Origin of the sequence: Variovorax sp. V116, from assembly GCF_041154435.1 — a bacterium.
GTDB classification, from domain to species: Bacteria; Pseudomonadota; Gammaproteobacteria; order Burkholderiales; family Burkholderiaceae_C; genus Variovorax; species Variovorax paradoxus.
The window spans coordinates 491,346-505,344 of the sequence record NZ_AP028661.1 but is presented as its reverse complement, the minus strand read 5'-3'; the positions used below and the strand labels follow the sequence as shown (position 1 = coordinate 505,344).

Genomic DNA, 13,999 nt, shown 5'->3' with positions numbered 1-13,999 from the left:
GCCATGTCCGACCTCAACGCCCTCTTCGAAGCCGCCCAGGCCACCTCCAAGCTGCTGCCGGAGCGCCCCGACAACCCCACGCTGCTCAAGATCTACGGCCTCTTCAAGCAGGCCACCGAGGGCGACAACACGGCCAAGAAGCCGAGCTTCAGCGACATCGTCGCGCGTGCCAAGTGGGATGCCTGGACCGCGCAAAAGGGCCTGGGCGCCGACGAGGCGAAGCAGAAGTACATCGACCTGATCGAATCGCTGCGCGCCTGAGCCGCAGCGCTCAGCCGACGATCCCGCGCGCATGCAGCGCGGCGATCTGCTCGGCGCTCAGGCCAATCTCCTTCAGGACCGCATCGGTGTCCGCGCCCAGCGCGGGCGCGCTGCGCCGGTGGCTGGCCGGCGTGAGCGAGAGCTTGGGCACGAAGCCGGGCACCGCGAGCGTGCTGCCGTCCGGCATGTGCACCTGCTGCAGCATGCCGCGCGCGGCGTAGTGCGGGTCGGCCGCGATGTCGGCAATGGTGTAGATGCGGCCGGCCGGCACCTGCGCCGCATCGAGCGCGGCCAGCACCTCGTCCACCGTGCGCGCTGCCGTCCACTCGCCGATGGCGGCGTCGAGCATTTCCACCTGCGCCACCCGGCCCGTGTTGCCAGCCAATGACGGATCGGCCGCGAGGTCGGGCCGGCCGATGCACGCCATCAGCCGGCGGAAGATGCTGTCGCCGTTGCCCGCGACGATGGCGTAGCCGCCGTCGGCGCAGCGGTAGGCGTTGGTCGGCGCGATGCCGGGCAGCGCGCTGCCGGCCGCCTCGCGCACCGCGCCGAACGCGCTGTACTCGGGCAGCAAGCTTTCCATGCAGTTGAAGACCGCCTCGTAGAGCGCCACGTCGACCACCTGGCCCCGGCCCTTCGGATACTCGGCGCTGACGGTGGCATGGCGGTGCTGCATCGCCATCAGCACGCCGATCACGCCGTGCAGCGAGGCCAGCGTGTCGCCGATCGAAACGCCCACGCGCACCGGCACGCGGCCCGGCTCGCCCGTGAGGTGGCGCAGCCCGCCCATGGCCTCGGCCACCACGCCGAAGCCCGGCCGGTCGCGATAGGGGCCGGTCTGGCCGTAGCCGCTGATGCGCAGCATCACGAGCGCGGGGTTGGCGGCCAGCAGCTCGCCGGGTCCGAGGCCCCAGCCTTCCATCGCGCCGGGGCGGAAGTTCTCGACCAGCACGTCGGCCTCGGCGGCCAGCTGGCGCACCACGGCCTGCGCCTCGGCCTGGCGCAGGTCGAGCGCGAGCGAACGCTTGTTGCGCGACTGCACCTGCCACCACACCGAGGTGCCGTCCTTCAAGAGCCGCCAGGTGCGCAGCGGATCGCCCGCGCCCGGCGGCTCGATCTTGATGACCTCGGCGCCGAAGTCGGCCAGCGTGCGCGCCGCGAAAGGCCCGGCGATCAGCTGCCCGAGCTCGACGACCTTGAGGCCGGCCAGCGGGCCCGCGGCCGGGGGAGGAGAAGAGGTGTTCGTCATGGCGCCAGAGTGTGCCGTGCCGCCGCCCGGCCTTTGCGGGGCGGGAAAACACCTATGAATTCTTGATGCGGCGCGCGGCGGTCTTGCGGCGGTGCAGCAATCGCCGCGCGGCACGGCCTCTCTCCCGAGGAGAAAGGGCTTTGCTGCGATGCAATGCCTTGGCCGGCAGGCTTGCACAAAGGTCAAAAAAGTATCAATTTCGGGCGTCATCTCTGGTTGTTGGCGCCCGGGGCGATTCGTACAGTGCGCTCCGAGACAAGCAAAAGGAACCAACCGTCCATGCAACCCGATCTGGAAATCGTCGAAGTCCGCGGTGACGAATCGTTCACCGCCTGGGCGCACGGCTATCCGTATCGCACGGTGCGCTGGCATTTCCACCCCGAGTACGAGATCCAGCTGATCGTCGAGACCCGGGGCGTGTATTTCGTGGGCGACCACGTCGGCCACTTCGAGCCCGGCAACCTCGTGCTCATGGGCCCCGACCTGCCGCACAACTGGATCAGCGACGTGCCCGCGGGCCAGAGCGTGGAGCGGCGCGGCATCGTGATCCAGTTTCCGGCCGGGCTGGCGAAGAACATGGCGGCCACCTTTCCCGAGTTCGAGCGCATCGCGCCGCTCCTGGCCGAATCGGGTTCGGGCCTGCTCTTTCCGGCCGAGACCGCGGCCGCCGCCAAGCCGCTGATGGAATCGCTGCTGGAGGCGCGCGGGCTGCGCCGCGTGATCCTGCTGCTCTCGCTGCTCGAACTGCTGGCGGACAGCCAGGACCGCCAGCGGCTCGCGAGCCCCGCGTTCAAGCCCGACCCCAAGGCCTTCATGTCGCACGCGATCAACAACGTGCTCGCGCACATCGCAGCCAACCTGGGCGACGACCTGCGCGAGCCGATGCTGGCCGAACTGGTGGGCCAGAGCCCGAGCGCGTTCTCGCGCGCCTTCCGCAAGCACACGGGCCAGTCGTTCGTGCGCTACGTGAACCGGCTGCGCATCAGCCGCGCCTGCGAGCTGCTCACCAGCAGCGAGAAGCCGGTGCTCGACGTCTGCATGGACGTGGGCTTCAACAACGTGTCGAACTTCAACCGGCAGTTCCTGCTGCACAAGCGCATGCCGCCGACCAAGTTCCGCAATTTCCATCGCATGCAGGCCGCCGCATCGCGCGCCGCCAGCCCGCCCTAGCGCGCGTCCCGAGTTCCCCCCACGTCGTCTCTGGCGTGGCGCACGGGCGCCGCGCGGGGCGACCCTTTGCCAGCGTTTTTCAAACAGAGACAACCTCCAGGAGACAGCCACCATGAAGAACATCCTCAAAGCCACCGCCCTCGCCGCCGCCCTGGCCTTCGGTACCTCCGCCGCACAGGCGCAGGCACCGAAGCAGCCGCTGCGCATCGGCATGACCTTCCAGGAACTCAACAACCCCTACTTCGTGACGATGAAGCAGGCGCTCGAAGAGGCCGCGGCCAGCATCGGCGCGACCGTGGTCACCACCGATGCGCGGCACGACGTGGCCAAGCAGATCGGCGACGTGGAGGACATGATCCAGAAGAAGATCGACATCCTGCTGCTGAACCCGACCGACTCCACCGGCGTGCAGTCGGCCGTGCGCTCGGCCAAGAAGGCGGGGCTGATCGTGGTGGCGGTGGATGCCAACGCGCAGGGCCCGGTCGACTCCTTCGTGGGCTCGAAGAACACCGACGCGGGCCGCCTCGCCTGCGAATACCTTGCCAAGAGCATCGGCGAGAAAGGCGACGTGGCCATCCTCGACGGCATTCCGGTGGTGCCGATCCTGGAGCGCGTGAAGGGCTGCCGCGAAGCGCTGGCCAAGTACCCCGGCATCAAGGTGGTGAGCACGCAGAACGGCAAGCAGGAGCGCGCCACCGCGCTCACGGTCACCGAGAACATCCTGCAGGCCAACAAGGACCTGAAGGGCATCTTCAGCGTGAACGACGGCGGCTCGATGGGCGCGCTCGCGGCCATCGAGGCCAGCGGCAAGGACGTGAAGCTCGCGAGCGTGGACGGCGCGCCCGAAGCCATCAAGGCGATGCAGAAGCCGGGCTCGAAGTTCATCGCCACCACCGCGCAGTACCCGCGCGACCAGATCCGCCTGGCGATCGGCATCGCGCTGGCCAAGAAGTGGGGCGCCAACGTGCCGGCCGCGGTGCCGGTGGACGTGAAGCTGATCGACGCCGAGGGCGCGAAGACCTTCAGCTGGTAACCGGCGCCGGCCATGACCTCCTCCTCTGCACCAGAAGAGATGCTCCGGCTGGAAGGCGTGTCCAAGCGCTTTCCGGGCGTGAAGGCGCTCTCGGGCATCGACCTCTCGATCCGCAAGGGCGAGGTGCATGCGCTGCTCGGCGAGAACGGCGCGGGCAAGTCGACGCTGATGAAGATCCTCGGCGGCATCTACCAGGCCGACGAGGGGCGCATCTTCATCGAGGGCAGCGAGCGCAGCTTCGCGGGCTATGGCGACGCGATCGCGGCGGGCATCGGGATCATCTTCCAGGAGTTCAGCCTGGTGCCGTACCTGAACGCGGTGGAGAACATCTTCCTGGGCCGCTACCTGACAAACCGCTTCGGGCTGATGGACAGGGCCGCGATGAAGCGTTCGGCCCAGCAGCTCTTCGACGAGCTGGGCGTACAGATCGACCTTGGCGTGCCGATCTGCCGGCTCTCGGTGGCGCAGCAGCAGTTCGTGGAGATCGGCAAGGCGCTGTCGCTCGACGCGAAGCTGCTGGTGCTCGACGAGCCCACCGCCACGCTCACGCCCAACGAGGCCGGCCACCTGTTCAGGATCATGCGCGAGCTGCGCGCCCGGGGCGTGGCGATGATCTTCATCTCGCACCACCTGGACGAGATCTTCGAGGTGTGCGACCGCATCAGCGTGCTGCGCGACGGCGCCAACGCGGGGCATGCGGAGGTGGGCGCGACCGATGTGGATGCGCTGGTCGAGATGATGGTCGGCCGCAGGATCGAGCACAGCTTTCCGCCCAAGCCGCAGCCCGCGCCGCGCGGGCGCAAGGTGCTCGAGGTGCCCGAGATCCAGCTCGCCAAGGGCGGGCCCGTGAACAGCTTCGAGCTGCATGAAGGCGAGATCCTCGGCTTTGCGGGATTGGTGGGTTCGGGCCGCACCGAGCTTGCGCTGGGCATGATGGGCGCCGACCGCGCGCACCGCAAGACGGTGCTGCGCAACGGCCGGCCCGTGCGGTTGAATGACCCGACGCGGGCGCTTGCGAACGGCATTGGCCTCTTGCCCGAGAGCCGCAAGGTCGAGGGGCTGATCACCGACTTCACGGTCCGCTTCAACATCTCGATGAACAACCTCGGCCGCCACAGGCGCGCGGGGCTCGTGAACCAGCGCTCGGAAAGGCAATCGGCCACCGAACTCTCGAAGCGCGTGGGCGTGAAGGCGCCGGGCATCGAGACGCGTGTGGCCACGCTGTCGGGCGGCAACCAGCAGAAGGTGGTGATCGCGCGCTGGCTCGGCCACGCAAGCGAGGTGCTGATCTTCGACGAGCCCACGCGCGGCATCGACGTGGGCGCCAAGGCCGAGATCTACGGCCTGATGCGCGAGCTCACGCAGCAGGGCAAGGCCATCATCATGATCTCGAGCGAGCTGCCCGAGATCGTGGGCATGTGCGACCGTGTTGCTGTGTTCTCGGGCGGGTCCATCGTGGCCACGCTCGAGGGCGATGCGATCAATTCGGGGGACATCATGCGGCACGCTACTTCGTCCGGGAGCCTTCAATGACTGCCGCTTCGGGGCGCGCTCCCGCCGACGGGGTACCTTGCTCCGCGAATGTCCCCCGCGCTTCGCGCTCCTCCTTGATTTCGCTGCGCAAGGCACCCCATCAGCGGGAGCGTTGGACAGAGCAGTCGTTGATCAGCGATGCACAACGAACGTGCCCTCGTGCACAGAGCATCGGGTACTCCCCGCAGCGAAATCAAGGAGGAGGCCGCAGGCCGGGGGACATTCGCGGAGGGGAGTACCCGGTGATCTGTGCGCACGCCCTGAACAACAGCGCCAAGAACAACAGCGCCCCGTCTTCCAGCAATGCGCCATGGAGCACCTGAAATGAACGCAACCGCAACCCATCCCACGCCGCCCGCACCGGCAGGCGGCCTCTTCACCCAGCTGCGCCGCTCGACCGCCTTTCTTCCACTGGTAGGCCTGGTCGCCATCTCGGTCTTCATGATCGCCGCGACCGACAACTTCCTGTCCTGGGGCAACCTGCAGAACATCGCGCTGCAGTCGTCGATCAACGCCATCATCGCGGTCGGCATGACCGCCGCCATCCTCACCGGCGGCATCGATCTTTCGGTCGGCGCGGTGGTGGCGCTCTCCGGCACGCTGGCCTCGGGAATGATGGTGCAGTTCGGGCTGCCGCCGATGCTCGCCGTGCCGCTCGGCCTTGCCGTCGGCGTGGTGATCGGCCTCTTCAACGGCTACTGCGTGGCCTACCTGCGCATGCCGCCCATCATCGTGACGCTCGCCACCATGGGCATCGCGCGCGGCATTGCGCTCATCTACACCGGCGGCTACCCCATCGACGGACTGCCCGACTCGTTCGCCTTCCTCGGCGGCGGCGTGCTCGCGGGCATCAAGGTGCCGATCCTCATCATGCTCGCCACCTACCTCGTCGCGTACGTGCTGCTCAACATGGCGCCCTTCGGTCGCTACGTGTATGCCATCGGCGGCAACGAGGAAGCGACGCGGCTCTCGGGCGTGCGCGTGTCGCGCTACAAGCTGCTCGTGTATGCGCTGAGCGGCCTCACGGCGGCCATTGCGGGCATCGTGCAGGCGGCGCGTGTCACGAGCGGGCAGCCCGGTGTCGGCGTGGGCTTCGAACTCGACGCGATCGCGGCGGTGGTGATGGGCGGCACGTCTATTGCCGGCGGCCGCGGCGCGATCGTCGGCACGCTGGTCGGTGCGTTGCTGCTGGGCGTGCTGAACAACGGGCTCAACATGATCGGCGTGTCGCCGTACCTGCAATTGATCATCAAGGGCGGCATTGTCTTGCTCGCCATCTTCATCAGCCGCGAAGCCAAACGCTGACCTCCTCTCTTGCTCCTTCCCCTCCCGGGGGAAGGCTGGGATGGGGGCAGACAGGGCGTGCCCATTGAAAGCGCCGCTTGCCCCCACCCCGGCCCTCCCCCGGGAGGGGAGGGAGAAATTTCCAACACCCCCTGACCACAAGGAACCCATGTCTTATCAAAAGCTCCAGCCCGGCGCATCGGGCGCCATCGGCCAACTCGCCGCCATGCAGGCCGTCGTCTGCCACGGCCCCAAGGACTACCGGCTCGAAACCGTCGCGATGCCCAGCATCGGGCCGAACGAACTGCTGATCTCCATCGCGGCCTGCGGCATCTGCGCCTCCGACTGCAAGTGCCACTCGGGCGCGAAGATGTTCTGGGGCGGCGATGGGCAGCCCTCGTGGGTCAAGGCGCCGGTGATCCCGGGCCATGAATTCTTCGGCTATGTCGAAGCGCTCGGCGAAGGCGCGGCCGAGCACTTCGGCGTGGAAAAAGGCGACCGCGTGATCGCCGAGCAGATCGTGCCCTGCGGCAAGTGCCGCTTCTGCACCTCGGGCAAGTACTGGATGTGCGAGGTGCACAACATCTTCGGGTTCCAGCGCATCGTGGCCGACGGCGGCATGGCCGACTACATGCGGCTGCCGCCGACCTCGCGCGTGCACAGGATCCCCGACGGCATCTCGCTGGAAGACGCCGCCATCATCGAGCCGCTCTCGTGCGCGATCCACACGGTGAACCGCGGCGACATCCAGCTGGACGACGTGGTGGTGATCGCGGGCGCCGGCCCGCTCGGATTGATGATGGTGCAGGCCGCGCACCTGAAGACGCCGAAGAAGCTGATCGTGATCGACCTCGTGCCCGAGCGGCTCGCACTGGCCAAAAGGTTTGGCGCCGACGTGACCATCAATCCCACGGCCGAGAACGCCGACGCCATCGTCAAGGGCCTGACCGAAGGCTATGGCTGCGACGTGTACATCGAGACCACCGGCGCGCCCATCGGCGTGACGCAGGGGCTGGAGATGATCCGCAAGCTCGGCCGCTTCGTCGAGTTCAGCGTGTTCGGCTCGGAGACCAGCGCCGACTGGTCGATCATCGGCGACCGCAAGGAACTCGACGTGCGCGGCGCGCACCTGGGGCCCTACTGCTACCCGATTGCCATCGACCTGCTGGCGCGCGGCCTCGTCACCTCGAAGGGCATCGTGACGCACGACTTCCCGTTGACCGAGTGGGAGCGCGCCTTCACACTGGCCAACTCGCTCGACTCCATCAAGGTGCTGCTCAAGCCGCAGCCGCGGGCAACAACATCATCATGAAATACGTGATCGGCGTCGACATCGGCACGCAGAGCACCAAGTGCCTGCTGGCCGGCACCGACGGCAAGGTGCATGCGCAGGCGAGCGTGGCCTACCAGCCCGACACGCCGAAGCCGCTGTGGGCGCAGCAGGACTGCGATGTGTGGTTCGACGCGGTGTGCGAGAGCGTGCGCGCCTGCGTGGCGAAGAGCGGCATCGCGGCAACGGAGATCGCCGCGATGTGCGTGAGCAGCCTGTACGGCGGCGCGGGCATTCCGGTCGATGAGGCGATGCAGCCGCTGCACCCCTGCCTGATCTGGATGGACCGCCGCGCCACCGCCGAGGTCGATGCGGTGAACGCAAACGTCGACGTCGCGCGCCTGCAGGCGATCACCGGCAACGGCGTCGACAGCTACTACGGCTTCACCAAGATGCTGTGGCTCCGCGAGCACCTGCCCGAGGTGTGGGCGAAGACGCGCTGGTTCCTGCCGCCCAACAGCTACGTCAACTGGCGGCTGAGCGGCGAGCTCGCGGTGGACCACAGTTCGGCCGGCAACATCGGCGGCGTGTACGACGCGGCCCAGCGCGGCTGGTCCCACGAGGCGCTCGGCATGCTGGGCATTCCGGCGCGCATGATGCCGCCGCGCCTGGTCGAATCGAGCGAGGTGGTGGGCGGCCTGAGCGCCGAATGGGCCGCGAAGCTCGGCCTCGCCGAAGGCATGCCGCTGATGGGCGGCGGCGTCGACGCGGCCGTGGCCACCTTCTGTGCGGGCGTCACCGGCAGCGGCGACCACGTGGCGATGATCGGCACCAGCATGTGCTGGGGCTTCGTGAGCCCCACGGTGGATGCGCGCCACAAACTCATCACGATGCCGCACGTCTACCGCGGCGCGGACCGCAGCTATGTCTTCGGCGGCGCGATCACCGCGGGCGCGGCCGTCACCTGGTTCCGCGAGGCCTTCTGCCAGGCCGAGGTGGCCGAGGCCGCGCGCACCGGCGAGGATGCGCATGCGCTGATCGAGCGCAAGGCCATCGAGGTGCCGCCCGGCGCCGAGGGCCTGGTCTTCCTGCCCTACCTGATGGGCGAGCGCAGCCCGATCTGGGACGCGCAGGCCAAGGGCGCCTTCATCGGCCTCTCGCTCGCGCACAGCCGCGCCCACATGTACCGCGCGGTGCTCGAAGGCGTGAGCTTTGCGCTGCAGCACAACATCGAGGCCGGCCGGCAAAGCGGCCAGCCGCTGGACGACCGGCTGATCGTGGTCGGGGGCGCGGCGCATTCGGACCTGTGGATGCAGATCGTGGCGGATGTCACGGGCTACCCGGTGTTCACCATCGAGGAAGAGGTCGAGGCGGCCCTCGGTGCGGCGATGCTCGCGGCGCTCGGCGCGGGGCTGGTCGATGCGGCCACTGCCGAGCGCGGCTGGGTCACGCTGGTGGAACGCGCGCGGCCCGGGGCTGCGGCGCAAGCTGTTTATCGCGAGCGCTTCGATATCTACAAGTCGCTTTATCCGGCGTTGCGTGATGCGATGCATCGGCTGAAATGAATCCATCCATTCATTCAGGGCGCGCTCCCGCCGACGGGGTACCTTGCTCCGCGAATGTCCCCCGCCCTTCGGGCTCCTCCTTAATTTCGCTGCGCAAGGCACCCCATCGACGGGAGCGTGATCAGAGCACCGGTTGATCAGCGGTACACCAGCAGCGCGCCCCGGTGCACAGAGCATCGGGTGCTCCCCGCAGCGAAATCAAGGAGGAGCCCGAAGGGCGGGGGACATTCGCGGAGGGGAGTACCCGGTGATCTGTGCACGCGCCCTGAACACAAGCACTGAACACAAGCCCCATCCATGACAGCAACACCATGACAACAACTTTCGATTTTTCAGGCCAGCGCGCCCTGGTCACCGGCGCAAGCAGCGGCATCGGCCGTGCGGTCGCCGTGCGGCTCGCGCAATCAGGCGCAGCCGTGACCGCCGTGGGCCGCAACGCCGCCGCGCTCGACACACTGCACGCAGAAGCCGGCTGCACCCCATTGACCGTCGACGTGGCCAACCCAGCCGAACTGGAACGGGCACTCGCAGCACTGCCAGCCTTCGACCTCGTGGTGAACTGCGCCGGCATCGCACTGCTCGAACCGGCGCTCGACGTCCAGGCCGAGAGCTTCGACGCCGTGATGGCCGTCAACGCGCGCGCAGCAGCCCTGGTCGCCTCGCGCTGCGCCAAGGCGATGATCGCGGCCGGCGTGCGCGGCAGCATCGTCAACGTGTCGAGCCAGGCGGCACTGGTCGCGCTCGATGCGCATCTTTGCTATTGCGCATCCAAGGCCGCCATGGACGCCATCACACGCTCGCTGTGCCTCGAACTCGGACCGCACGGCATTCGCGTCAACAGCGTGAACCCCACCGTCACGCTCACGCCCATGGCCGAGCAGGCCTGGGCCGATCCGGCCAAGAGCGCGGCGGCGCTCCGGAACATTCCGCTGGGACGGTTCGCGCAGGTCGACGAAGTGGTGGCGCCGATCCTGTTCCTGCTCTCCGATGGCGCCTCGATGGTCAGCGGCGCGGCGCTGCCGGTGGATGGCGGCTACACCATCGTCTGATTTGATGGCCGCTCAGGCGAAGCGGGCGCCGCCGGGCGCCTGCAACAGGGCATCGAGCTTGCGCGAGATCTTCTGCTCGATCTGGTCGCTGAAGCTGCTGAACAGGAAACCCAGCGTCGCCTCCAGCGTCAGCGTGTCGGCCGTGACCTCCACCGTGCCGTCGATGCCTGCACGGCTGAACTGCGCGACGTCGCAGGCCTCGCCCTCGGTGTAGGTGCATTCCAGGCCGTAGTCCTGCCCGACCTGCTCGATCCACTGGCGTGCGACTTCGCGGGCGCCGGCAATGCCGAGTGCATGGTTTCTTTCGATATGGATGTCAGGCACCGTGGCCTCCGTTGCTTCTGCTGCTGTTGTCGTTGTCGTTGTTGCCGCCATGGCCGGAATGCGTCTGCAGCATTCCCGTGGCCGTCTGCAATGCGTTGCGCCGCTCTTCCATGGTCGGCAGCGCGGCGATGCGGCGCACCGCCTTGTAGAAGCGCGGCCAGTTGCGATTCTCGCGCGCAAACAAAGCCTCGAAGCCCGGCACCAGGTCGTCGTAGGCACCCTGGGCGCCGAAAGCCGCATTGTTGGCGCGCGCCACCCACAGGTCGTAGGCGCCCTGCCGCGGCCCCTGCCATTGCGCGCGCAGCATCGCGTAGTGCTCGCGAAAGGCGTCCATCGCGGCCTTCTTCATGGCGTCGACCGCGGGCCAGTCGCCGGCCTTGGCCTGGGCGGATTCGTACACCTGGTTGAGCGCGCGGCGCGTCTCGAGGGCCAGCGCGCGAAACTGCTGGCGCTGCCCGTCGAAGCGTGCGTACTCGCCGCGCGCCGCCTCGCTGGCCTCGCGCTGCAGCCACATCGCGCCGCCGATGCGCTCCACCGCGGTGGCATACGACTCGTTGAAGACGATGTCGCCGGGCACATAGAGCACCTGGTGCGCGAGCTCGTGGAACACGATGCGCGCCAGCTCGCCTTCGGGGTAGCCGATGAAGGTGGAAAGCAGCGGATCGCCGCCGGCCCAGTTCATCCAGCCCAGCGTGGAATACGCCGGCACCGGGTACACGGCCGTTTCCAGGCCCTTGGCGCGCAGCGCCTCGGCCTCGGCCTTGGCGGCGGCCTCGTCGTAGTAGCCGCGGTAGCCCACGCAGCCGGCCACCGGAAAGCACCAGCTCTTGAGCGTGAGCGAATAGGGCGGCGCGGCCACCACGTTCCACACCGCCGCGGGGCGGTGCAGATCGGCGTACGAGGTGTAGCTGGCGTTGTCGGGCAGCGCCAGTTCGGTCACGGCGAAGCGGCGGATGCGCTGCGCGAGTTCGAGCTTGGCCTTCAGCGGCGCGGAAACCGCGGGGTCCGCAAGCCATTCGGGCACCGGCTTGGCCACCCGCAGGATGCCGAGGTGCCCGCTGGCCGACTGCCAGTAGTAGCCGAGGTCAGCGCAGCCACCGAGCAGCAGCAGTGCGCCGGCCAGGGCGAATGCGGGGGCAGCCCTCACCCCGGCTCTCTCCCAGAGGAAGAGGGAGCGATACGCTCCACTTCGACCAGGCAGTCGTAGAACGTGGGCCCGCGGCCGATGTCGGTCAGGCGCTGGCTGGTGAGCTGGTTGACGTTGGTGCCGTCCAGGCCGAGCTTGCGCCACCAGATGCCCATGCCGTGCACCACGCCCGGCCGCGCGCGGCGCGACACCTCGGCGCGGCAGCGGTGCTCGCCGCGCCTGTTGAAGACGCGGACGATGGCGCCGTCCTCGATGCCGCGGGCGGCGGCGTCGGCCTCGTGGATCTCGAGCAGCGGCTCGCCCTCGATGGCGCGCAGGCTGGTCACGTTGACGAAGGTCGAGTTGAGGAAATTGCGCGCCGGCGGCGAGATCATGGCCAGCGGAAACTCGCTGGAGCTGCCGGCCGCCTCGTAGTTGGGCACATGGTCGGGCAGGCCGTCCATGCCCTGCGCCTGCAGGCGCGCGCTGAAGAATTCGCAGCGGCCCGAAGGCGTCGGGAAGCGGCCTTCGGCAAAGGGCGCCTCGGGCAGCTTGAGGCTGGTGAAGCCTTGTTCCAGCAGCTGCGCGTAGTCGATGGCGCCCGGCGCAAAGGCGCTGCGGCACAGCGCCTCGTCGTCGTCCGAGAAGCAGGGCTCGTCGAAGCCCATGCGGCGCGCGAGCTCGCGGAACACCCAGGCATTGCTGCGCGCCTCGCCGCGCGGCGCCACCGCGGGCCGGTTCAGCAGCACGTCGGTGTGGCCGTAGCTGGTGTGGATGTCCCAGTGCTCGAGCTGGGTGGTGGCGGGCAGCAGGTAGTCGGCGTAGTCGGCGGTGTCGGTGCGGAACTGCTCGAGCACCACGGTGAAAAGGTCTTCGCGCGCAAAGCCCGCCACCACCTTGCCCGACTCGGGCGCCACCGCGACCGGGTTGCTGTTGTAGACCACGATGGCCTTCACCGGCCTTGCCTGGTCGAGCAGCGCGTTGCCGATGGTGCTCATGTTGATGGTGCGCGGCTGGCGGCCCGCGAGCAGGTCGGGGCGCTGCAGCGCGGCGCGGTCGACCGGAAAGTGGCCCGAGCTGCTCAGAAGGAGCCCGCCCGCGCGGTCGCGCCAAGCCCCCACCAGCGCGGGCAGGCAGGCGATGGCGCGCGCCGCGTTGCCGCCGCCGCGCACGCGCTGCATGCCGTAGTTCAGGCGGATCGCGGCCGGCCGGGTGGTGCCGTAGGCCTGCGCCAGCGCCGCGATCTGGGCCTCGGGCACGCCGCACACGGCAGCCGCGCGCGAGGGTGGCCATTGCAGTGCGCGCTCTTTCAGCGGCTCCCAGCCGAGCGTGTGGTTGGCAATGAAGTCGTGGTCGAGCCAGCCGTGCACGATGAGTTCGTGCATCAGCGCCAGGGCCAGCGCGGCGTCGGTGCCGGGCAGCAGGGCGATGTGCTCGTCGCACTTGTCGGCGGTTTCGGTCTTGCGCGGGTCGATGCACACCAGCCGCGCACCGGCGCGCCGGGCGGCCTGGGCGTGGCGCCAGAAATGCAGGTTGCTGGCAATGGAGTTGCTGCCCCAGATCAGGATCAGCTTCGCCTCGGCGAAGAACTCGATCCGCATGCCGGCCTTGGCGCCCAGGGTATGGACCATGGCTTCGCCGCCGGCCATGGAGCAGATCGTGCGGTCCAGCAGCGTGGCGCCCAGTTTGTGGAAAAAACGCCGATCCATCGACTCGCCCTGCACCAGGCCCATCGTGCCGGCGTAACTGTAAGGCACAATTGTGTCCGGATCTGTCTGTAATGCACGGAGATGCGCGGCGATGTCGTCAAGAGCGGCGTCCCAGCTGACGGGTTCGAACTGGCCGCTGCCCTTGGGACCGGTCCGCCGAAGCGGCTGGACGAGCCTTTCGGCATGGTCGTTGCGTTCGATGTAGCGCGAAACCTTGGTGCAGAGAACGCCAGCGGTGTGCGAGTGGGCCGGATTGCCCTGCAGCTTCACGGCCACGCCGTCCTTGACGGTGGTGACCAGGGCGCAGGTGTCCGGACAGTCGTGCGGACAGGCGCCCAGGACCGTGGAAGTGTTGGTGGGGAGAACAGCAGTTGTAGAGACCGGGGCATCGACCATCCGGCAAGTCTAAAGTTTTCCAGGCAGAGG

12 protein-coding genes are annotated in these 13,999 nt (G+C 68.4%); 8 read left to right on the top strand and 4 right to left on the bottom strand.

Annotation, left to right across the window (positions count from 1 at the left end; all coding sequences use genetic code 11):
• The first annotated feature begins 3 nt into the window (after positions 1-3).
• Complete coding sequence (locus ACAM58_RS02375; RefSeq protein ID WP_369664035.1) at positions 4-261, top strand: acyl-CoA-binding protein; 258 nt, start codon at positions 4-6, stop codon at positions 259-261.
• Positions 262-271: 10 nt separating this feature from the next.
• On the opposite strand, the gene ACAM58_RS02370 is transcribed toward ACAM58_RS02375, so the two are convergent.
• Entirely contained in the window at positions 272-1,510 is a 1,239-nt protein-coding gene (locus tag ACAM58_RS02370) for a CaiB/BaiF CoA transferase family protein (protein WP_369664034.1), read from the bottom strand.
• Between the two features lie 279 nt (positions 1,511-1,789).
• Between ACAM58_RS02370 and ACAM58_RS02365 the strand changes: the two genes are divergently transcribed.
• From ACAM58_RS02365 to ACAM58_RS02335, 7 genes are all read left to right on the top strand, one after another.
• Positions 1,790-2,680 (top strand): AraC family transcriptional regulator, encoded by an 891-nt coding sequence (locus ACAM58_RS02365; protein WP_012745508.1) that lies wholly within the window; start codon positions 1,790-1,792, stop codon positions 2,678-2,680.
• Between the two features lie 112 nt (positions 2,681-2,792).
• Positions 2,793-3,713 (top strand): ABC transporter substrate-binding protein, encoded by a 921-nt coding sequence (locus tag ACAM58_RS02360; protein WP_369664033.1) that lies wholly within the window; start codon positions 2,793-2,795, stop codon positions 3,711-3,713.
• Positions 3,714-3,725: 12 nt separating this feature from the next.
• Positions 3,726-5,246 (top strand): sugar ABC transporter ATP-binding protein, encoded by a 1,521-nt coding sequence (locus ACAM58_RS02355; protein WP_369664032.1) that lies wholly within the window; start codon positions 3,726-3,728, stop codon positions 5,244-5,246.
• 324 nt (positions 5,247-5,570) lie between these two features.
• Positions 5,571-6,551, top strand: coding sequence for an ABC transporter permease (locus ACAM58_RS02350; RefSeq protein WP_369664031.1), 981 nt, complete (start codon positions 5,571-5,573; stop codon positions 6,549-6,551).
• Positions 6,552-6,699: 148 nt separating this feature from the next.
• Positions 6,700-7,842, top strand: coding sequence for an alcohol dehydrogenase catalytic domain-containing protein (locus ACAM58_RS02345; protein WP_369664030.1), 1,143 nt, complete (start codon positions 6,700-6,702; stop codon positions 7,840-7,842).
• Entirely contained in the window at positions 7,839-9,365 is a 1,527-nt protein-coding gene (locus tag ACAM58_RS02340) for an FGGY-family carbohydrate kinase (RefSeq protein WP_369664029.1), read from the top strand. Before ACAM58_RS02345 ends, ACAM58_RS02340 begins: the two co-directional genes overlap by 4 nt.
• A 311-nt stretch (positions 9,366-9,676) precedes the next feature.
• A complete protein-coding gene (locus ACAM58_RS02335) occupies positions 9,677-10,414 on the top strand; it encodes an SDR family oxidoreductase (RefSeq protein ID WP_012745502.1) in 738 nt (245 codons plus the stop codon).
• Positions 10,415-10,426: 12 nt separating this feature from the next.
• Here the strand turns inward: ACAM58_RS02335 and ACAM58_RS02330 are convergent, their stop codons facing one another.
• The 3 genes from ACAM58_RS02330 to ACAM58_RS02320 are packed head-to-tail and all read right to left on the bottom strand — an operon-like array spanning position 10,427 to position 13,969.
• The gene (locus tag ACAM58_RS02330) at positions 10,427-10,738 is read right to left on the bottom strand and encodes a polyhydroxyalkanoic acid system family protein (protein WP_369664028.1); all 312 of its coding nucleotides are present in this window, start codon (positions 10,736-10,738) and stop codon (positions 10,427-10,429) included.
• Positions 10,731-11,885 carry an aminopeptidase gene (locus ACAM58_RS02325; protein WP_369664027.1) on the bottom strand — a complete coding sequence of 385 codons (1,155 nt, stop codon included), beginning with the start codon at positions 11,883-11,885 and terminating at the stop codon, positions 10,731-10,733. Before ACAM58_RS02325 ends, ACAM58_RS02330 begins: the two co-directional genes overlap by 8 nt.
• Positions 11,882-13,969 carry a molybdopterin-dependent oxidoreductase gene (locus ACAM58_RS02320; RefSeq protein WP_369664026.1) on the bottom strand — a complete coding sequence of 696 codons (2,088 nt, stop codon included), beginning with the start codon at positions 13,967-13,969 and terminating at the stop codon, positions 11,882-11,884. Before ACAM58_RS02320 ends, ACAM58_RS02325 begins: the two co-directional genes overlap by 4 nt.
• Positions 13,970-13,999: the final 30 nt, after the last annotated feature.